The sequence below is a fragment of the Candidatus Rickettsia barbarica genome (assembly GCF_041477405.1).
GTDB classification, from domain to species: Bacteria; Pseudomonadota; Alphaproteobacteria; order Rickettsiales; family Rickettsiaceae; genus Rickettsia; species Rickettsia rickettsii.
Genome location: NZ_JBEWYL010000002.1, coordinates 236,315 through 255,866, shown reverse-complemented (window position 1 = coordinate 255,866; position 19,552 = coordinate 236,315). Strand labels below are relative to the sequence as shown.

The following is a 19,552-nucleotide window of genomic DNA, read 5'->3' as shown; positions in this document are numbered from 1 at the left end:
GTGTATTTGTCTTAGGTCCTACAATATTAATCTTACTATTTAAATTTGAGACGATACTTTGTGCTTCTTTTAATACATCAGCCGGAACTTTATTTTCTAATTCTGGTTTCTTATCAGATTTTTGATTAAAATAACCAACTCCCGCTTTAACAACATTTAGTATTTGTTTAATAATATTCAGTGCTTGTCCTTCTTTCCAAACTAAACTACCTATACTAGTAGCAACATTAATATATTTTTTATTTTCAATATTTTTTAAGATTGGAATCAGCTTATCCGGTTGATTGAGCATAGGTGTTAGTATACTATATAATTCTTTCTTATCGAGCTTATTTATACCTGGTACATCTTTTAAAGTTTTATCTAAAATACCTGTAAATATTTCCTTATTATCGTTTAAATATTTTTTGATCTCGGGATTATCTTTAGTTAACATTACCAATTCTTTAGCTATTCCCGTATAATCACCTTTAACAAATCCATCAAAAACCTTTTTTAATTATTCAGGATTATCAAGTAATTTTGTAGTATCTTTTGTTTCTAGTCCATAATTTTCAAGCTGCTGTTTATAGTGTGGCTATTTTTTCATTTTGCTCTAAAATGCCTTTAATTAAATTATCGAATAAACCATCTTTACTTTGCTCTACTAATATATTTTAACTTAAATGAAGGTTCGTTAAAAGCAGTAATTACACGGCTTGTTACGGTCATATCATCGCCTTTATTTATATCTGTAATAATAGCATGTGCAATTTCCGGTTTTGACATAACTTCACCTACTATACTAAGCATTTGTTTATCGAAATTATATTCTTGCGTTATGCTTTGTATATTCGGAGTATTTTCAATAATAGCTGCGGCAATATCTGGTAAGACTGTTTTATTATCAGCAAAAAAACTTTTTAATTTATCGTCACCCGCTACCATTGCTAAAGATTTCTCGCGAGCCACCATTACTCCTTGATTTGCATTCAGAGTATTAAAAATCTCTGTTGTTTCAGGCATTTTATTTAATAAAGTAGGAATAGTATCTACATCAACTTTATAGCTTTCAAAATATTCTTTTAAGAAAGGTTTAGCTTGTTCTTTAGTTTCTATTAAGAAACCTTCTATAATTATTTATTTTTCAGGAGATAATTTATTAAACCTTTTTAGAGCATTAGGATTGTTTATATTTTCAGCCAGCTCTTGTTTAAACTCAGGGTGTTCATTAAATATTTTTATAACTTTTGCATATGTGTCATTTACTTTGAGGTTTTTGTAATATCAAAAGCTTTGTGATATAGTCGCTTGGAAGTATTGCAGTTATGTAATTCGCAATATCGTTACCTTTTTCATTAAAAAATTTTCAGCAATTTTTATCCGTGGATAACATTCCTAATATTTTAGAAGTTACTTTATTATAGTCCGGTACTTCTTGCTTTATCTCAAGTGCACTTTCTTGAAGGCTTTTAAGTAAAGCATCATTTTTAAAACATTCTTTTAGTATTTCGAGTCCCTTTTCATCTAAAGCACTCTTATCTTGAAATTCTCTAAAACCTGCTTTTGCTAAGATTTGTCATATTTTTGGTAAATCATCGGCATGCTTTTTTAGAAAACCCTATATTTCGGATTTTTTAAGAACAGATTTTTGAAACTTTGAATCTATCAGAGGAGCTTGCAAGTTTAACAAGATTATAACTATTTACGGGATTAGTGAAAGCAAACTTCGCACCTTTTAATAAGGCTCCTATACTAACTAGGCTCCTATACTAACTGGTAATATTTTTTCTTTGGAGATGCAAGGTCATAAATAAAGCTTGTCAATGCCTTTCTGCATCAGTAGAAGATAATGTCCTTTTAACAGTTTTATTAAAATTCTTTAATTTAATATCTTTAATGGAATTTGTAACTGCCGTAAAAATAATGAAATATATTTAATTACATAAACATTAAATTATCTTAAAATTGATGCAAAGAAATAAATTAAGCACTACTTAAATAGTTTAATTTATATTACATAATATGGTAATTAAATCAATTTGATCTAAGATTTACGGAGTTATCTGTGTATTTGTTTACTTTTTGTAGGTAATGATGCGTAAATATGTGATTTATCGTGATTACCTACTACATGCACTTTACTATCTAAACTTGAAACTATATTTGTTGCGTCTTTTAAAACATTTAATTTAGTAATATTTTCGAACTCATTTTTAAAGTTATCTTTTAACTGTTCATTGAAAATTTCTTTTGGTAAATAAATGCCACCGGTAATAGTGCCTACCCCAGTATATTTAGATTTAGAATATAAAGTAGAGGCAATATTACTGGCTAACTTTTCTAGATTTTTTGATTCTAAAAAATTATTTATATTATCAGGATTTTCTTTAGAATATTCAGAAACGATAGCTTTTAGCATCTGATTTATCATGTAAAAATCTTCACCTCTATTATCACCTTTATCAAAAAGTTTTTGTGATATTTTCTCGCTTAAAATATTTGCCAATAAATTACTCTGAATATTTTGTTTATTTGCAATATTTTCATATAAAGGGTTCAATATTTGTAATGGAGAATTTACATGATGTGTAATATGTTTATATTGATTTGTTCTAGGAGTAGTTAGGTTAGTAACCATATTCATAGGTAGTGAATTTAGTTTTTCTATAATATAGTCTTTAATCGTTTGATTTTCTTCATATAATCTTTTTACTTGTTGAGCAAAATTTTTTTTACTAAGTACATTTCTTTTTCCTTCAGCTTGTATTTGTAAAAATAATTTATCAATTGCCTTATCAATTAATTTTGCTTGTTGTTCTTTAATTAGTTTAGGTACTAAAGGAGGGATAGCCTTATCAAGATTGTAAGTATCAGTAAGTAGCATTAAATTATCAGGTAATTTAGCCTCTGCTAAATTAATATTTTTAAAATTACAATCTTTTAAAGAAGTGACTTTAGTTAAATCTGCATTTTTTAATGATACGCCTGAGAAGTCGATATTAGATAAATCGCCTACTAATATAGCTCCCTCTAAGCTGAATTTTCCATTTTGTATTTTATGTAAATTATTTCTAAGAGTAATTGCATCTATAGTTTTACCTTTAAAATCTTGTGATGGACTAAATACGTCTTTTAGTTTTTCAGTAGCATAGCTAAAACCTGTTTTTATAATATTCGGCAATTGCCCTTCCAAATAATTTGTTTTTTGAGCTAGAGTATATATAGCACTAGCAGCCTCACGATAATTACTTTTTTCAACCTCTTCTATAACTTTAACTAATTCATTAGGATGGTTTAACATTGATGGAAGTACATTATATAATTCTTTCTTATCAAGGTTATTTATACCTGGTATTTCTACTAAAGTTTTATCTAAAATACTTGCAAATATTTCTCTATTATTGTTTAAATATTTTTTAATTTCAGGATTGTCTTTAGTTAAAGTTATTAACTCTTTTGCCATTCCCGTATAATCACCTTGAATAAAATCTCGAAAAACCTTTTTTAATGATTCAGATTGATCAAGTAATATAGGCATTATGCTCGTTAGCTTTGTAACATCATTCGCTTCCAGACCATAATTTATAAGTTGTTGTTTTATAGTGTGGCTATTTTTTGCATCTTGTTCTAAAACTTCTGTAATTAAATTATCAAATAGACCTCCTTTACTTTGCTCTACTAATATATCTTTTAATTTAAATGAAGGATCATTAAGGGCGGAGATTATATTACCGGTTAAACTCATATAATCGCCTTTATTTAAGTCTGCAATAATCTCATGAGCAACTTCCGGTTTTGACATAACTTCGCCTACAATACTAAGCATTTGTTTATCACAATTATATACTTTTGTTACGCTTTGTATGCTAGGAGTATTTTCAATAATACCTAAAACAATATTTGGTAAGATTGTTTTATTATTAGCAAAAAAACTTTTTAATTGATCATCACCAGCTACCATTTCTAAGGATTTCTCAAGAGATATCATTACACCTTGATTTGGAGCATTAAGAGTATCAAAAATCTCTTTTGTCTCAGGCATTTTATTTAATAAAGTAGGAATAATATCTAAAATTTTAAGATCAATTTTGTAGGTTTCAAAATGTTCTTTTAAGAAAGGTTTAGCTTGTTCTTTTGCTTCTTCTAAGAAATTTTCAATAATTATTTGTTTTGCAGGAGATAACTTATTAAATCTTTTTAGAGTATTAGGATTGTTTATATTTTTAGCCAGTTCTTGCTTAAAATCAGGATGTTCATTAAATATTTTTAATAAATTTTTCTTTTCGGGTTTTTGTAATATATCATCAAAAGTTTTTATATAATCGCTTGGAAGTATTTCAGTTGCTCCTGTACGTATGTATTTCGTAATATCTTCACTCTTTTCGTTAAAGAATTTTTGGAAGTTTTTATCGGTAACCAGCATATCTAAAGCCCTAGAAGTCACTTTATTCCAGTTCGGTAGTTCTTGCTTTACTTCAACTGCAATTTCTTGAAGTTTTTTAAGTACTTGTTCATTTTTAAAACATTCTTTTAGTATTTCGAGTCCCTTTGCATCTAAAGCACTCTTATCTTGAAATTCTCTAAAGCCCGCATTTGCTAAGATTTGACCTATTTTAGGCAAATCATCCGAATGTTTTTTTAAAAATTCCCATATTGGAGATTTTTTAAGAAGTGATTTTTGAAATTCCGGATCAAGATATATCTTAGAAGAGTTAGCAAGCTTAACAAGATTATAAGTATTTACAGGATTAGTTAAAATAAATCTTGCTCCGAGTAATATCGTTCTTAAGCTTATACTCTTTGAAGATGATAAGTCCTGAATTGCACTCTTTAGTACTTTATTAGCTTTAGAAGAAGATAAAACTTTTTCTACAACTTTTTGATAGTTTTTATTATTTATAACAGCCATAAAATCACTCGCTAATGTTTAAATATTCTAAATCTATTTTAAAAAATTTTTAAAAATAAAGATCAGGTATTTTTAATTTTTTGTTATTGTTAATATGTATACTTCGACACAACATGTTCAGCATAAGTGCTATCTGAGTATATTATTTAGCCTCCGCTGTGGCGTCCATCTCAGTGAATACTTCTTCCCATGAACCGGTAGTCGCTGCTTTTGAATATTCAGTTGTTCTATTTTCAAAAAAGTTCGTATGTTCGACTCCGTTTAGCATTTCATCAAGCCAAGGAAGGGGGTTATGATTTACCAAATATACATCTTTGAGTCCTAGTTGCATTAAACGACGGTCGGCAATATAACGAATATATTGTCTTACTCCATATGCCGTTAATCCCTCAATACCGCCAACTTCAAAAGCAAGTTCAATAAAGGCATCTTCAAAATGCACAATAGTCGTACAAGCTTCATAAATACGTTTACGTAAAGTTTCTGTCCAAACTTCAGGGTTTTCTCTTACAAAAGTCTTAAACAGAGTAATAATTGAGTTAGTATGAAGTGTTTCATCACGCACTGACCAAGCAATAATCTGTCCCATACCTTTCATTTTATTAAAACGAGGGAAATTAAGCATGATCGCAAAAGAAGCAAATAGCTGTAATCCTTCAGTAAAAGCTCCAAATACTGCGAGTGTAGTTGCTATATCTTCTTTGGCATCCACTCCGAATTGCTGCATATAATCATACTTGTCTTTCATTTCCTTATATTTAAGAAATGCTGAATATTCTACTTCCGGCATACCTACCGTATCAAGTAAATGTGAATATGCCGCGATATGTACCGTTTCCATATTAGAAAATGCTGATAACATCATTAATATTTCAGTCGGTTTAAATACTCGTGAATAATGCTTCATATAGCAATTATTCACTTCAATATCTGCCTGTGTAAAAAAACGAAATATTTGCGTTAATAGATGTTTTTCCCCTGGAGTTAAGTTATATTTCCAATCTTTAACATCGTCGGCAAGCGGTACTTCTTCCGGTAGCCAATGAATTTTTTGTTGAGTGTGCCAAGCTTCATATGCCCATGGATATGAAAACGGTTTATAAATTGGACTTGCATCAAGTAGTGACATAATTTTTCTTCTTTTAATTTTTCTATTTCTTCTTTTGAAAGCTTAGTATATTTAATTATTTTCTCGATCGGCGCTCATTATCCGCTAACATTTCTTTTGCTATTTCTGTATTTCTTCTAGTTTCTCCAATTTCAATACCCTCAGCTTTCCCCTCATTATATTTACTTTTTTGATTTAACTCTTCCGTTTGAGTAGCAAGCATCGCTTTAATATAATTATCATATTCTGCTTCGCTCCAGTTAAATTATTCAATAGTTTTATAAACTGATAATGCTATTTTCATCTTTTGTATGTTGCGGGGGTTCTTTTGCTCTATCGAATTTAGCCATCATATATAACCAATCATCTTCTAAGCTTTCTAACTCATCTGCTTCTTTGGTAAATTTGTCTAATTCAACAAATACGCAAGCATTTAAGTTGATGCTTACCGTTGCCGACATTAATAGTTTGATGATAGCTAATACATTCTTTTTCCTCGGGCAATGCCTGAAATCCAGAAATAATTACTACCATTACTACAGGAGCTAGATTAACATATTCTTTTCCTCTTTTTAATTGCGAAGAAAATGCTATACAACTGTAAAATGGTACTCTTGCTAAAGAAGCATCGGGGCATAACCGTCTTGCATCTCAACAATATAAATATTGCCGGAGTTATCTCGAACTTTTACGTCTACTATACTCCTTTTATTCTGCCCTAAATCCGGCGCTTGTTCGTTTGAAATATATTCAAGGTTGATAATCCTTAACTCTTCAAGTAACCTCATAATATATTGAGAAAGCCTAGTCACCTTGTTTTATCCGTAAACAATTTTTTAAATGTTACATCATTTGTTGAGTCTAAATATCTTTGCATAGTTATACTTACTGACAAGCTAAGCATTCTTCGTAGTTACCAGCTTCTGCTAACTTATCGTTTTGTTCCTCTAAATCTTTAAAATCGGCCTTTAATACGTCATGCGAGACCGTATCGGCTCGCTGTATTGATGTCGATCTACAGTAATATAAACTTTTTACCCCTTTTGTCCAGGCTTTAAAATGAATATTATTTAAATATTTCTTACTAACATTCCCCGGTAAAAAGATGTTTAAAGATTGTGCTTGCGTAATGTAAGGAGTACGATCGCTTGCCAGTTCAATTAGCCAATTCTGATCAATTTCGTAAGCGGTTTTGAAAACCTGTTTTTCTTCTTCGGATAAAAATGTTAAATGTTGTACTGATCCTTCATGTGTTGCAATCGAAGACCAAACTTGATCATTATTAAATCCTTTCTCCTCTAATAACTTTTCTAAATGTTTGTTACGCACGTTAAAAGAACCGGTTAAAGTCTTTTGTACAAAGCTATTAGCGGCAAACGGCTCTATTCCGGGTGAGGCATTACCTGCTATTACCGAAATTGAGACGGTAGGTGCTATTGCGGTTTTATTGCTAAATCGTTCATTACTTCCTGCATCTAGAGCATCAGGACATGCTCCTTTTTCTTTACCGATTTCTATTGAGGCTTTATCAGTTTCAGCAGATATATATTCAAATATTTTTTTATTCCAAACTTTTGCCATAACCGATTCTATCGGTACTTTTTTCATTTGCAAAAATGAGTGGAAGCCCATTACGCCAAGTCCAACGCTGCGTTCACGTAAAGCCGAATATTTAGCTCTTGCCATAGTATCCGGTGCTTTATTAATAAAGTCTTCTAAAACATTATCAAGGAATAACATAATAGAATGGATAAATTCTTTATCGTCTTTCCACTCTTCGTAATACTCTAAATTTAAAGAGGAAAGGCAGCAAACAGCAGTTCTTGACTTGCCTAGATGGTCAATTCCTGTCGGCAATGTAATTTCGCTACAAAGATTAGACATTTTAACTTGAAGCCCTAATTTTTTATGATGCTCAGGGATAGATTGATTAACACTATCTATAAATAACAAGTAAGGCTCACCTGTTTCTATTCTAGTAGTTAATAACTTAACCCATAAATCTCTTGCTCTAACTTTATTTACGACTTTTTTGGTAGCAGGACTAACAAGGTCAAAATCCGTATTGTTTTCAACTGCTTTCATAAATTCATCGGTTATAGCTATACCGTGATGAATATTAAGAGCTTTACGGTTAACATCCCCACCTGTAGGACGTCTTATATCGATAAATTCTTCAATTTCAGGGTGATTAATAGGCAAATATACAGCCGATGAACCTCGTCTAATAGAACCTTGCGAAATAGCAAGAGTCATAGAATCCATTACTTTAATAAACGGTATAATACCAGATGAATGACCTTTATCACGAATCCCTTCATTAATAGCACGAACATTACCCCAATAACTGCCAATCCCGCCACCGCGTGCAGCAAGCCAAACATTTTCTGTCCATAAATTTACTATATCGTCTAAGCTATCATCGGTCTCATTCAAGAAGCATGAAATAGGAAGTCCCCTATCCGTCCCGCCGTTACTTAAGATTGGTGTTGCTGGCATAAACCACATTTTACTCATATATTCATATAACTTCTGAGCATGCTGTTTATTTTCGGCATAATAACTAGAAACTCTTGCAAATAAATCTTGAAAATCCTCACCTTTCATAAGATACCGATCTCGCAGAATAGCTTTACCGAAAGGAGTAAGTAAATTGTTATGGTTGTTGTTTATAGTGATTTGAAATTTATTTTTTTTAAACGTGTTCATTATAGGTACTAATGGGGTTGTAGGATTTATAATGCTTATTTTGAAAAAATGACACCATATTCAGTGTATAGAATCTTCACTTAAGTAGACACGAGAATAATAATTTATTCAATATAAATATTTATTTTTTTTTAGATTTTTGACTTGACACAAATCACTCTTGATTACTATATAAAATTGTTTGTACAAATATTATACTTTCTTAAGGCACAAACAGTCTTATCCTGCGGAAGTAAGGCAACGTTGAGTGGTTCCCGGTTGCATTGTCGCGTAGACATAAGTTTAAGGATCGATTCCATCTCTGTCATCTCACGATCAAGTCACAGCGTAACAGAAAGAAAACCGATCCATGCAATAAGACCTTATCTATACGGGAATAACGTTAAATACATTCTCCATCATTCGTATTAAGAGACCTATCGGTGTGACCTCATCCTTATGTTCAACAATAAACGATGCAACAAACGTGGTGTGTCCGCTACTATCCAATCAACTTCTACAACATAATATCCTGGCTTTCTATCTGGAAAAGTTACTTCAATCATTTTAGAAGGAACTAATGTATGATCTCAGTAAGGACATTGATCAGAAAGTTCACTATAAATTTCGTCTAAATCATCGTGTTTCAGTCTATTTTCAAAGGTAAACTCTGCTTTTGTCATTTGCACTATATAACCGCAAGTGTTATGTGATACAGTATAATCCCATGCTATTGTAAGTTTTTTCTCACCTTCTAATGGTATAGTTTATCCAGTTAAACGTTGGATCTTTTAATTCCGCTCTTATTTCTTCATTAGTAGCATTTACCCAATCTGTATCATCTGTACGCCCACCATTAAGAATATGCCCATCTAGCGGTAGCGGTTCCCCTGCGACATCATTTCCAAAACGCTCATCACTCCCTTTCCCTGTTTCAAATTCGTTAAGTTTCCACTCTTCATCTACTAGCTTCTTATCTACACAAACTTTTCCCATTGTGTAAAGCGGGAATATTATTCGACCATGTTTTGGAGTTGGTGGATTGTGTTGTTCTTCATTTTTCATAAATTCGACCTTTATTTAAGTTAAAAATATTAAGTAACTACAAAATACTAAATGTAGTTATAGTAATATAAAACTTAAATTGTTTTTGATATTATAATAAAAATACAGCTTCATAATACTGGACAGCAATGTCTAGCACCCTAGGAGTCAATCCATGTAAGCAACAAAGTTAGAACCTAGGCTGAAGAATTTTGATTTTAAAGATTTTTTATTATATAGCCATGGCTGGGTTACGGTAATAGTGTCTTGAAACGTGCCGGCAGCAGCAAGAGGTTGTGACGGCAGACGTGCATATACGGTATAGTTTTTTGTGACCGGTTCAAGACCTAGTGTATAGGCTATCGGTAAATGTTACAGTACTACTAGTACCGTTACCGAGGATTTGAGTAAAACCGGCACCTTTATACAAATTATAATTCAGCTTACGTACCCCATTAATCATATTTCTTGGGTTATAAATATTAGCAGCTCCCGTACTAAAAGTTACGGTATAGCTAACAAGTAGTGATAATAAAGCACCATAAGTAACTGAAGCAATAACGGCAGTTGTGCTAATGGCACCGACATTAAAACTACCGAAATTTACGGTTGGAACTGACGGATTACATGTTGCAAGTAATGCCATAGCATTTCCTGGCATAATCATGTTGTTGATTAATAATATTATTATTGATTTCTTGACATTGCTTAAAAAGAATTTGTCATACCGTGGTGGTCAAGCCACGGTATGACAACGGAGCGTTTTTAGTCCACACAGGAGTAACAATAAAGTCTTCATTTGCATATTGCTTCGCCTAAATCAATTACAGGGTCATTTAAATCTCTATTAACCGGTACGCTAAAATGACAGCATTTATTATTCTCCTCATTCTCATCACAAATAGAACCGTTTAATACTTCAAGATCTTTAATATATATCTTACCGTCATAGCCTACAAATATTTCTTCATCTAAACCTTCAATACTCACGTACTATCAAATACTGTCATTTCAATGCTTTTAATTATTTTAATATTAAAGTCTAATAATACCGCTGATTCTGTTCTTGGAGCAACTTTCAAAGCAATTTCTTCAAACTCTGTATTAAGAGGTAGATTTTCATCGTCTAGTCTTATTTCGGAAGGAACATACGGTGTTAAGTTAGGTACAAGCATTTTACCTTTATCATCGGGTATCACCCGCTATTATTATAAACCCCGACATTCTTTAAACTATTTACTTTAATCAAAGCAAGACCTCCGTTAATCGGTCTTGTCTCATAATAGCTTTTATCAATAGAGAAAATTCCTCCTTTGATATTAAACTGTTTCATTATTTCGGTATCATTTTTCTGCAGATAAACTCCAATATCATTATTTTTACCGTTACGGTTAACTTGTACATTGTAATTTGTAGCTTTAGCTTTGATCAGGTTAGCATTATATCCCCATCCCATATTTGAAGTAATCGGCGAGGAAACACCAAGTTGCTTTGTATGATATTTATTTTGATATAAATCGGTCAATGAAATGCTTTTATTGGAATCTAAATTCAAGTTAAATGGTATATAGGCAAAATTATTTTTAGTAATATTTCTTTGATAAGTCGATGATAATATATTTGAGCGTTTACCTTTTTGCATTGTGTTATTTACGACAAAAGACAAAAAATTAACACTTATATTACCAAAATCGGTATTACCGCAACTAGCTGAAATCTGATAATTTAAACTTGAGAAAATCTTATCGGGATCGTTATATACGTTCTGATAATTACTATTATTCCAATCTAAATTACTATTAATATCAAAATATTCCGATTCATAAGTATAGCCGCAATTAATTCTTTGACAGCGACCGAAATTTTTGATATTATTTGCAGCTGAAATGCCTATAATAAATTTCCGACTTTTAAATTATTACCCCTACTGCGCCATTATTTTTAAAAATTCAAAATGTCCGCCGCTTGTTAAATAATCACTCATACCAAGCATATAATCAGTATTTAGAACTAAATATTTATAAGCACTGCTATATATAGTAAAATCTTGTCTTTGAAAACCTGCTTCGTAAGAGAAATATGAAAGCCCGGAACGTAATAAGCTCGGTGATGCGTAATAAGGAATAGTAATTGTCTAAACTTTACCGGTTATATCTTGCGTTTTAACTTTTAACTATTAAATCACCTCTACCGGTGATAACCGGAATATTGGTTATATCAAAATCCCCCATATGAGCTTTAGTATTATATATAGGTATACTATTTGAAAATATCTCTATACTGCTTGGAAGTTCTGATTTCCCTCTAAAATCCAGTAACGGATAGGTAACTAAATTCGGTCTAACTGCAAAATTAGTAGCATACTGAATACCGGCAAATCCAGTTGAATTAGACCAAGAAGACACTTTAGTTATGCTATTATCCCCTACCCACCAATTAGTCATCTTATCCACATTCTCATATGTCCAATTTGTGTCTAAACGTGTAAATTTATTTTGTTTTTTGTGGTATTTGTGATTTTGGAAACATTTGATTTAACGGCTTCAGTTTGAAATAAGAAACTATAACTATACACCGTGTTCAGTGAAATAATTGAGTTCCTCTACTCCGGCTAAATAATTAATATCATCATTTGGACTAAGAGTCACATCATAGTTTAAATATACCCCACTAATAAGTTTAGTATCGACGTTCTTCATAGGACCACCTGAAGCATCAAATGATTGAGGTTAAATTTTTCTGCTGGAACTTTTACAAAGTTTAACGATTTTACAAGGCTAGTTTAAGAAATGGTTATATTTAAATATGAATTGATGATATTTGCCCCACAGAATTTGTTTTGGTTTTTCTTTAAATTTTATTTTTTACATTAAAATATAATGAATATAATCCAAATTAGCTATAAATAGATTCTTTATATAGAAAAATTACAAACAGATAAAGAATCTATTATAATTACCAAAAGGCGGATATATTAGAACCCGTAGAAGAAAAGTGGAATGCAGCACAACCTTTAAATGCATCTCGTCTAGTATAATATCCGACAGTTTTTAAAAATCCCCCTGCGAAAGTGTTGGATTTCTATAAATATACTCACATAACCATTGATTATTTTCTCAATATCCAATAAAATCCTTTTTAAAATTTAAATATAAAAAGTATGTATAATACTGATGTTGTAATAATAGGTGCCGGTCCGGTTGGATTATTTGCAGTTTTTCAAGCAGGAATGCTTGGCATGAAGTGTCATGTTATTGATGCACAAGAAGTTATCGGCGGTCAGTGTATTACCCTATATCCTGAAAAGCCTATTTACGATATACCGGCATATCCTAAAATTGCAGCAGAAGAGCTAATAAAACAGTTAGTACTTCAAGCAACTCCTTTTAACCCTATATATCATTTAAATCAGCAAGCTATAGAGCTAAATAAACAAGATGATTTTTTTGAAATTAAAACCTCAAAAAACACTCTTATTAAAAGCAAAATTATTATTATTGCAGCAGGAGCAGGTTCATTCGGTCCAAACAAACCGCCCCTTGCGAATATTGAAGATTTTGAAAGCAAGTCAGTTTTTTATTTCATCAATGATAAAAGCAAATTTGCGGGTAAAAATATAGTTATAGCAGGCGGCGGGGATTCGGCTGTTGACTGGGCTATTTCTCTTTCAGATATTGCAAATAAAATATATTTAGTACATAGGCGGGATAAATTTACGGCAGCTCCTGAAAGCGTAAGGCAATTAAGGCATATTGCAGAAACCGATAAAATCGAGTTAATAACCGGTTATCAATTAAATGCTTTAGATGGTAATAATAGTGAACTTCAATCGGTTATAGTTAAAGATTTACAAAATAATACTCGCAAATTGGATGCCAATATATTACTACCTTTTTTTGGTTTAAAACAAGATTTAGGTAGCTTAGCAAATTGGGGTTTAAATGTTAAGCTTCACCATATTGAAGTAGACTCTTCCTATTATCAAACTAATATAGAGGGTATTTATGCCATTGGCGATATTGCTCATTATGTTGGTAAGCTTAAGCTGATTCTTACGGGTTTTGCTGAAGCGGCAAGCAGTCTTCATCATGCTTATAGTAGAGTATTTGACGGCAAGGCTCTACATTTTGAGTATTCTACTACCAAAAATACGGGGCAAAGAAGTAAGAGCGTGACTAAATAAAGAGATCGTCATTGCGAGCAACCGTAGAGAGCGTGACAATCTCATGAAACAATAACAAACTCCTGAGATTGCTTCGTCAATTACTTACGTAATTTTCTTGCAATGACGTTAAAACTGAACGGAGACAAAAATAAGAGTGAATAATATAATTGACGGTAAAGCATTAGCCAATGAGATACTAGCAGACTTAAAGCTAGAAATTCAAGAACTTACAAGCCAAACCAACGCTTCACCGAAGCTTGCTATAGTCCTAGTAAGCGATAATCCGGCAAGCATTATTTATGTAAGACACAAAATAAAAAATGCACATAAAATAGGAATTTATACTTTATTAATAAATCTATCTGCTACTATTCATACTAATGATTTAATATCAAAAATCAATGAGTTAAACCTTGATAACGAGATTTCAGGAATTATAGTTCAGCTTCCTTTGCCAAGCTCCATAGATAAAAATAAAATTTTATCTGCAGTATCACCTTCTAAAGATATCGATGGTTTCCACCCTTTAAATGTCGGTTACTTACATAGCGGAATTAGTCAAGGCTTTATTCCCTGCACTGCTCTTGGTTGTCTTGCAGCTATCAAAAAATACGAACCTAATTTAACCGGTAAAAACGTTGTAATTATTGGACGCTCAAATATAGTAGGCAAACCTTTAAGTGCTTTACTGTTAAAAGAAAATTGCAGCGTTACTATTTGTCATTCTAAGACACACAATTTACGCTCTATTACTTCTAAAGCCGATATTGTCGTTGCTGCAATAGGCTCACCTTTAAAATTAACTGCAGAATATTTTAATCCTAAATCTATAGTAATTGATGTAGGCATTAATAGAATTAGCAGCAATAAAATTATCGGTGATGTTGATTTTGAAAATGTTCAGTCTAAAGTACAATATATTACTCCTGTCCCAGGCGGCATCGGACCGATGACTATTGCGTTTTTACTTAAAAATACGGTTAAGGCATTTAAGGATTCCTTATATACTCTTGATACGTAAAAAGTAGATAGACGACGCCAATTTTTCATTGTACAGGCATGAATAAGAGAGAGATGACCGATAGTTATATTATCGCCTATTTCTACCGGTCCGTTAAACCTTGAAGCATGAATTACACTACCGTCTTGTACGTTAGTATTATTTCCTATTTTTATTGATTCAACGTTGCCTCTAAGAACCGTATTAAACCAAACGCTTGAATTACTACCTATTGCAACATCTCCTATTAAAGAGCTGCTTTCGGCAATATATGCACTTTTATCGATTCTTGGTGTAACTCCTTTGTAAGGGATAATGAGCATTAATTATAATCTACCCAAGAAATATTACCGTCTTTACGATAATAAACTATATTGATACGATCATTATTTATATTTTTAAATACTACTGCAGGTAAATCTTCTAAATCCATTTGCATTACCGCTTCTTTTACTGATAATTTTAATATTTCTACAGGCTTTTCAGCGATAATTGCCGGATTATCATTATCTTCGGCGTTAGAGATTTCACTATCAGATTGCGGATTAATAATATATTTGGTACCTTCGTAAGCAATTTCTGATATTTTTACTTTACCCGCATGATGATTTTTGAATTTTGATTTATATTTTCTAAGCTGTTTTTCTAGTTTTGACATAGCTTTATCAAAAGCTATATATATATCACTACAACTATCATTACTTTTGACTATATTATGTTTACCGGAACCATATTTTACTATAATATCACATTTAAAGTTAATTCCTTCTTTTGAAAAATGTATATTTATATTTATTATATCGGTAAAATATTTTTTAACGACTTGAGTAGCCCTCTCTTTTGAATATTCTTGTAAATTATTACCGATAGAAATATGTTGACCTGAAACTGAAATAATCATAAATAACCTTTATAATCTGAAATAATTAACATATAGGCGTTACTAAGTAACACCTATACAATTAATTTATATTTAGAGTAATTTCAAGTTTTATTACAAATTAATTTATTTAAACTTTAGCCGTAGAGTTTGGGACGCTTATCCTTATTTTGTTGCGATTTAATTAGTTTTTTAGCAGTCTTTCTTACATAATGAGGCTCAATGCCAATTTCTAAGCAGGTAGCATTAAAATTTTCATTATTTTCAACAAGCCATTTTTTAGCGTTCTATTCTGCTTTTATTGCCTCTTTCTTGGTAGAAGTATTAGTTGCATCTATTATTGCCTGCATAATAATAGCACTTCTAAGAGCAATATCGGGTATAGGATTATAAAATTTAATACGCTCAAAAGGAGTAGTTAATTTAATGACATATGGTTTAGTCATATAAAACCTCTAATTATTATTAATACAGTAAGATTTTATTAATATAAATGTAACTACTAGGTTTTTCTTTTTTAACAAAGGCCTTAAAAAGTATAATAATTTTCAAGGCTTCAACTAGTAGTGACTAATTTGGATTAATAGAGATATCTAGTAATTATAATATTAGGAATAAGCTAGATTTTAGGTTCTGTATATTTTTTGATAAAATACGATATTTTACTCTTGCAGGAATAGAAGAATTGTTATATACATTGTTATCTTTTACGTATACTCAAATGATTTCAAGAATTGAATTTTATTTTGAGAGGTGAGCACCCGCAGCCTATACTTAATAGATGAAGATGCAATTCTTGATAAAATGAAAGAGCAATTCTTAAAAGCAGAAGAGTATATAAGGGGGTGTAGCTCAGTTGGTTAGAGCATCTGCCTGTCACGCAGAAGGTCGCGGGTTCGAGTCCCGTCACTCTCGCCAACCCCTTTCAGGTTTTGGGATTTCCTGTCGTTTTCTAAAAAATTCATATGCTCCGTTTATTCGCCTTTTGTTTTAATTGTTATATTAAACTCTTTTAAATTCCGAATTTTAAATATTATAAAAAACTAACTTTTTATATTCCTTAAAGTAACCTCAACTCATTTGTTCGCACTTTTAGTTAAATTTCTATTGTATTCTTAAAACTGCTTATTATGATTCTATCTATAAGCTCATTTTTAACAAAATATTAAAATTTATAGAATTTAATAAGAAAATAATTATGTTTAGATGGTTTCAACCCTCAAATCAAGAATTAATAAGAACTATACAGAAAAAAATACCGCAGAAGCACAAAAATTAATTGCCACAATGGATATTACTGAATTAAGTAAAGTTAGGGATATTTATATTAGCATTAGCAGGACTATTTGCAGCATCCGTACCTATATTTTGAGTTACATTACCGTCACCTATCAAATTCAATGTACCGCCTACACCGCCGGTGTTCAGTACTGCTCCATTTGCTCCTACGCTATCGGTTAGCATAACCCCATCTGCTAAAGCTAAGATAGAGCCATTCTTATTTAAAGCTACGGGAACAAATACATTAGCTGAGAACGTAATGGGGGTTGCTCCGATATTTACAAGTTTTAAGCTGCTGCCGTTAGCTCCAATCGTACCGTTAACATTACCGCTTTGTATTGTCAGTGTGCCTTAGTTATTTCCTTGGTTATTTGCAGAGGTCGTAACTGAACTGGTCACACCATTTACTATTAACTCACTATCTGCTCTAAATAATATGTTACCACCCGCTCCTAGATCTAAAGCTTGGTTAAATGTTACCTGCTATTCATACTAAGTAACTGCGTAAATACCGTATTATCGACTACAACATCACCTGCTCAGTCTACTATGAAATTCTTAAGGCGATGGGTATTCTATAGTATAAGGTCCACCGTTATTTGCTATGGTTAGGTATTTTGTGATTGCTCCTATTCTCACTATTCCATATTCATCATTGCCAGATTTGTTTAAATTATTATTTTAGCAAATTTACATTCCCATTTGCTGCATCTATTGTATATGTTGTATTATCTGCTATTCTAATATCACCTATATCTCCGGCACTTGGATCATTGATTGTTAAATTAGCATTTATTTGTATTTTTGCTTGTATAGCGTTTAATAATGCAACATTAATTGTATTTTCGGTATTTATTATTAAAGTAACGCTAGCGGCGGTACTATTATTAAAAGTAATACCTCCTACATCTAATAGACTGTTAACACTTATAGTTCCCGCAGCTAAAACACTATCTGCAAAAACAATACTATTTACCGTAGTATTACCTTGTCAATCAAGAATCTTACCGTTACCTCCATTACACTGAAGTATATTGAAATTATTTATATTTCCGTTAAGTATAGCATTCCCTATAAAATTTCCGTTTACTCCTTTAGCGCCGTCTATATTACCCGTAACCGTTATGTCGTCATCTAAATTAAGTACGGACGTATTACTTTGTAAATTAATATTAGTAGCTTTTAATGCCTATATTACCTATATCGCCTGTTATTATGTTACTACTACCAAGATCATGAGCTGGATTTAGTAGTATCCCTTGACCGTCAACGCCGGTAGTATTATTTATATTACCCGTTAACGTTGTTATATTACCGTCAAAAAGAGTAAGTATAGAGTTATTGTTAGTAAGATTTATATTTGCAGCATTAATTGTAATATTAACTGCTCCGAACATATAAATCTGTGCTTCCCCGTTTCCTACATTTATTCCGGCAAGAGAGTTAGTTAGACCTATGTGATTTGATATAGTACCCGTACCTACAAATGTTATTGTTGCCAGCTACCGTATTATCTATCTGAGTTGTAATATTTAAACCGTTATTAATTTGTCAAGTAGAATTCTTACCGGCGAAATCTATATTACTAAATGTTTGATTACCGACTCCGGTAACAATTGACGTAACATTATTATTAATACATTTAAGAGGAGTGAAATTAGGAGTAAGACCTACTGTTGCACTAAAAGCACCTATTGATACATTTTGGCTTACCTCAACCCCACCAAAAGCAGGTAGCGCTATTAATTAATGTATTTATCCCGCCAATAACAGCATTTGTTTTATCTGCCAATATTTTAATTCCAAGCCCTTTGAATAAATATTGCCGTTATTAAATACTCCTCCTACAAGACCGACACCGGAACTCAAGCTTACGCTACCGAGATTAGGAATTATTGCTCCTGCATTATCAGAGCTAGTGAATAATGTTCCACATAATGATGCCGTTGCTAAAAATTTTCTTAATATTTTTGATTCTTTCATTAATATTAATACATTTAATTAATACTTTGTAGCAACTTTTTTACAATAATAAAATAGAAGCAGATAGAGCTAGATTCAGAAAGCTTTAGACAAGATGAATTGACGACTGAGCCTGCGGAACGTACAAAAAGTACGTGAGCAAAAGGCGCATGTCAGAAAATTCACTTGTATCAAGCTTTCTGAACGACGCTGTACCAAAAAAATATTGTTACTTGGTAGTGTAGAAATTTAATTTTGTATTTAGAATTAAGTTAAAGGAATTTCTCAATGAAAGTTGGAAAGCAGAAAGATAAACTAAGCTGTTTTGTCTTTTATTGTAGGCATGGATTTTACTACCTCAGATACACCGCTTTGAGTAGCTGCTGCAGTAGTAGCAGCATTACTGTGTCCACACCCCCACGGGGTCCATAAAAACAATAAAAATACTAATAATATTAGTATTTTTAACTGGATCCTATGGTCAGACCACGGGATGATAGAGGTGCAATTGATCCACGCAACAATATAGTCAA

19 protein-coding genes, 1 tRNA gene and 4 pseudogenes are annotated in these 19,552 nt (G+C 31.7%); 3 read left to right on the top strand and 21 right to left on the bottom strand.

Annotation, left to right across the window (positions count from 1 at the left end; all coding sequences use genetic code 11):
• Positions 1–118: 118 nt before the first annotated feature.
• From ABVF33_RS03915 to ABVF33_RS03850, 14 genes and pseudogenes are all read right to left on the bottom strand, one after another.
• A pseudogene (locus ABVF33_RS03915) lies at positions 119–1,880 on the bottom strand (pentapeptide repeat-containing protein); the annotation flags it as partial.
• Between the two features lie 161 nt (positions 1,881–2,041).
• Positions 2,042–4,891: a pentapeptide repeat-containing protein gene (locus ABVF33_RS03910; protein WP_499706335.1), complete on the bottom strand. Its 2,850-nt coding sequence runs from the start codon at positions 4,889–4,891 to the stop codon at positions 2,042–2,044.
• Positions 4,892–5,033: 142 nt separating this feature from the next.
• Complete coding sequence (locus ABVF33_RS03905; RefSeq protein ID WP_499706334.1) at positions 5,034–6,020, bottom strand: ribonucleotide-diphosphate reductase subunit beta; 987 nt, start codon at positions 6,018–6,020, stop codon at positions 5,034–5,036.
• Between the two features lie 55 nt (positions 6,021–6,075).
• Positions 6,076–6,222, bottom strand: a complete 147-nt coding sequence (locus ABVF33_RS03900) for a hypothetical protein (protein ID WP_499706333.1) — start codon at positions 6,220–6,222, stop codon at positions 6,076–6,078.
• Between the two features lie 55 nt (positions 6,223–6,277).
• Entirely contained in the window at positions 6,278–6,460 is a 183-nt protein-coding gene (locus tag ABVF33_RS03895; protein ID WP_010977276.1) for a hypothetical protein, read from the bottom strand.
• A 156-nt stretch (positions 6,461–6,616) separates the two neighbouring features.
• Positions 6,617–6,811, bottom strand: coding sequence for a PD-(D/E)XK nuclease family transposase (locus tag ABVF33_RS03890; RefSeq protein ID WP_499706332.1), 195 nt, complete (start codon positions 6,809–6,811; stop codon positions 6,617–6,619).
• Between the two features lie 73 nt (positions 6,812–6,884).
• Positions 6,885–8,708 (bottom strand): ribonucleoside-diphosphate reductase subunit alpha, encoded by a 1,824-nt coding sequence (locus tag ABVF33_RS03885; RefSeq protein ID WP_499706331.1) that lies wholly within the window; start codon positions 8,706–8,708, stop codon positions 6,885–6,887.
• A 726-nt stretch (positions 8,709–9,434) separates the two neighbouring features.
• Positions 9,435–9,752 carry a hypothetical protein gene (locus ABVF33_RS03880; RefSeq protein WP_014410714.1) on the bottom strand — a complete coding sequence of 106 codons (318 nt, stop codon included), beginning with the start codon at positions 9,750–9,752 and terminating at the stop codon, positions 9,435–9,437.
• Between the two features lie 147 nt (positions 9,753–9,899).
• A pseudogene (locus ABVF33_RS03875) lies at positions 9,900–10,398 on the bottom strand (spore coat protein U domain-containing protein).
• Positions 10,399–10,526: 128 nt separating this feature from the next.
• Complete coding sequence (locus ABVF33_RS03870) at positions 10,527–10,721, bottom strand: hypothetical protein (protein ID WP_146709108.1); 195 nt, start codon at positions 10,719–10,721, stop codon at positions 10,527–10,529.
• Entirely contained in the window at positions 10,718–10,930 is a 213-nt protein-coding gene (locus tag ABVF33_RS03865) for a pilus assembly protein FimD (protein ID WP_499706330.1), read from the bottom strand. Before ABVF33_RS03865 ends, ABVF33_RS03870 begins: the two co-directional genes overlap by 4 nt.
• A complete protein-coding gene (locus ABVF33_RS03860) occupies positions 10,927–11,397 on the bottom strand; it encodes a hypothetical protein (RefSeq protein WP_499706329.1) in 471 nt (156 codons plus the stop codon). The genes ABVF33_RS03865 and ABVF33_RS03860 overlap by 4 nt, the downstream gene beginning before the upstream one ends.
• Before the next feature lie 496 nt (positions 11,398–11,893).
• Positions 11,894–12,175, bottom strand: coding sequence for a hypothetical protein (locus tag ABVF33_RS03855; RefSeq protein WP_499706328.1), 282 nt, complete (start codon positions 12,173–12,175; stop codon positions 11,894–11,896).
• Positions 12,176–12,298: 123 nt separating this feature from the next.
• The gene (locus ABVF33_RS03850) at positions 12,299–12,430 is read right to left on the bottom strand and encodes a hypothetical protein (protein ID WP_012150834.1); all 132 of its coding nucleotides are present in this window, start codon (positions 12,428–12,430) and stop codon (positions 12,299–12,301) included.
• Positions 12,431–12,891: 461 nt separating this feature from the next.
• Here ABVF33_RS03850 and ABVF33_RS03845 point away from each other — a divergent pair, with 461 nt between their 5' ends.
• Together ABVF33_RS03845 and folD are read left to right on the top strand one after the other, a co-directional pair.
• Positions 12,892–13,914 (top strand): NAD(P)/FAD-dependent oxidoreductase, encoded by a 1,023-nt coding sequence (locus tag ABVF33_RS03845; RefSeq protein WP_499706327.1) that lies wholly within the window; start codon positions 12,892–12,894, stop codon positions 13,912–13,914.
• A 136-nt stretch (positions 13,915–14,050) separates the two neighbouring features.
• Entirely contained in the window at positions 14,051–14,917 is an 867-nt protein-coding gene (gene folD, locus ABVF33_RS03840) for a bifunctional methylenetetrahydrofolate dehydrogenase/methenyltetrahydrofolate cyclohydrolase FolD (RefSeq protein WP_499706326.1), read from the top strand.
• Positions 14,918–14,937: 20 nt separating this feature from the next.
• On the opposite strand, the pseudogene ABVF33_RS03835 reads toward folD, so the two are convergent.
• The 3 genes and pseudogenes from ABVF33_RS03835 to ABVF33_RS03825 form a co-directional block, all read right to left on the bottom strand.
• Positions 14,938–15,219 (bottom strand): annotated as a pseudogene (locus ABVF33_RS03835) (gamma carbonic anhydrase family protein); the annotation flags it as partial.
• Positions 15,219–15,797 (bottom strand): ribosome hibernation-promoting factor, HPF/YfiA family, encoded by a 579-nt coding sequence (gene hpf / locus ABVF33_RS03830; protein WP_499706325.1) that lies wholly within the window; start codon positions 15,795–15,797, stop codon positions 15,219–15,221. The gene hpf and the pseudogene ABVF33_RS03835, both read right to left, overlap by 1 nt.
• Before the next feature lie 116 nt (positions 15,798–15,913).
• Positions 15,914–16,222 (bottom strand): annotated as a pseudogene (locus ABVF33_RS03825) (hypothetical protein).
• Between the two features lie 395 nt (positions 16,223–16,617).
• On the opposite strand from ABVF33_RS03825, the gene ABVF33_RS03820 reads away from it, so the two are divergent.
• Positions 16,618–16,694, top strand: a tRNA-Asp gene (locus tag ABVF33_RS03820).
• Between the two features lie 384 nt (positions 16,695–17,078).
• On the opposite strand, the gene ABVF33_RS03815 is transcribed toward ABVF33_RS03820, so the two are convergent.
• The 4 genes from ABVF33_RS03815 to ABVF33_RS03800 form a co-directional block, all read right to left on the bottom strand.
• A complete protein-coding gene (locus ABVF33_RS03815) occupies positions 17,079–17,240 on the bottom strand; it encodes a hypothetical protein (protein WP_499706324.1) in 162 nt (53 codons plus the stop codon).
• 989 nt (positions 17,241–18,229) lie between these two features.
• Positions 18,230–18,454, bottom strand: a complete 225-nt coding sequence (locus tag ABVF33_RS03810; RefSeq protein ID WP_499706323.1) for a hypothetical protein — start codon at positions 18,452–18,454, stop codon at positions 18,230–18,232.
• Positions 18,455–18,812: 358 nt separating this feature from the next.
• Positions 18,813–19,040, bottom strand: coding sequence for a hypothetical protein (locus tag ABVF33_RS03805; protein ID WP_499706322.1), 228 nt, complete (start codon positions 19,038–19,040; stop codon positions 18,813–18,815).
• Between the two features lie 294 nt (positions 19,041–19,334).
• Entirely contained in the window at positions 19,335–19,457 is a 123-nt protein-coding gene (locus ABVF33_RS03800; protein ID WP_499706321.1) for a hypothetical protein, read from the bottom strand.
• Positions 19,458–19,552 lie beyond the last annotated feature (95 nt).

Excerpts from the sequence above, each read along its gene's own strand:
- ABVF33_RS03910 (WP_499706335.1), bottom strand. The coding sequence starts at position 4,891 with ATGGCTGTTATAAATAATAAAAACTATCAAAAAGTTGTAGAAAAAGTT.
- ABVF33_RS03905 (WP_499706334.1), bottom strand. The coding sequence starts at position 6,020 with ATGTCACTACTTGATGCAAGTCCAATTTATAAACCGTTTTCATATCCA.
- ABVF33_RS03900 (WP_499706333.1), bottom strand. The coding sequence starts at position 6,222 with ATGCTTGCTACTCAAACGGAAGAGTTAAATCAAAAAAGTAAATATAAT.
- ABVF33_RS03895 (WP_010977276.1), bottom strand. The coding sequence starts at position 6,460 with ATGTCGGCAACGGTAAGCATCAACTTAAATGCTTGCGTATTTGTTGAA.
- ABVF33_RS03885 (WP_499706331.1), bottom strand. The coding sequence starts at position 8,708 with ATGAACACGTTTAAAAAAAATAAATTTCAAATCACTATAAACAACAAC.
- ABVF33_RS03880 (WP_014410714.1), bottom strand. The coding sequence starts at position 9,752 with ATGAAAAATGAAGAACAACACAATCCACCAACTCCAAAACATGGTCGA.
- ABVF33_RS03855 (WP_499706328.1), bottom strand. The coding sequence starts at position 12,175 with ATGACTAATTGGTGGGTAGGGGATAATAGCATAACTAAAGTGTCTTCT.
- ABVF33_RS03850 (WP_012150834.1), bottom strand. The coding sequence starts at position 12,430 with ATGAAGAACGTCGATACTAAACTTATTAGTGGGGTATATTTAAACTAT.
- ABVF33_RS03845 (WP_499706327.1), top strand. The coding sequence starts at position 12,892 with ATGTATAATACTGATGTTGTAATAATAGGTGCCGGTCCGGTTGGATTA.
- hpf (WP_499706325.1), bottom strand. The coding sequence starts at position 15,797 with ATGATTATTTCAGTTTCAGGTCAACATATTTCTATCGGTAATAATTTA.
- ABVF33_RS03815 (WP_499706324.1), bottom strand. The coding sequence starts at position 17,240 with ATGCTAACCGATAGCGTAGGAGCAAATGGAGCAGTACTGAACACCGGC.
- ABVF33_RS03810 (WP_499706323.1), bottom strand. The coding sequence starts at position 18,454 with ATGTTCGGAGCAGTTAATATTACAATTAATGCTGCAAATATAAATCTT.
- ABVF33_RS03805 (WP_499706322.1), bottom strand. The coding sequence starts at position 19,040 with ATGAAAGAATCAAAAATATTAAGAAAATTTTTAGCAACGGCATCATTA.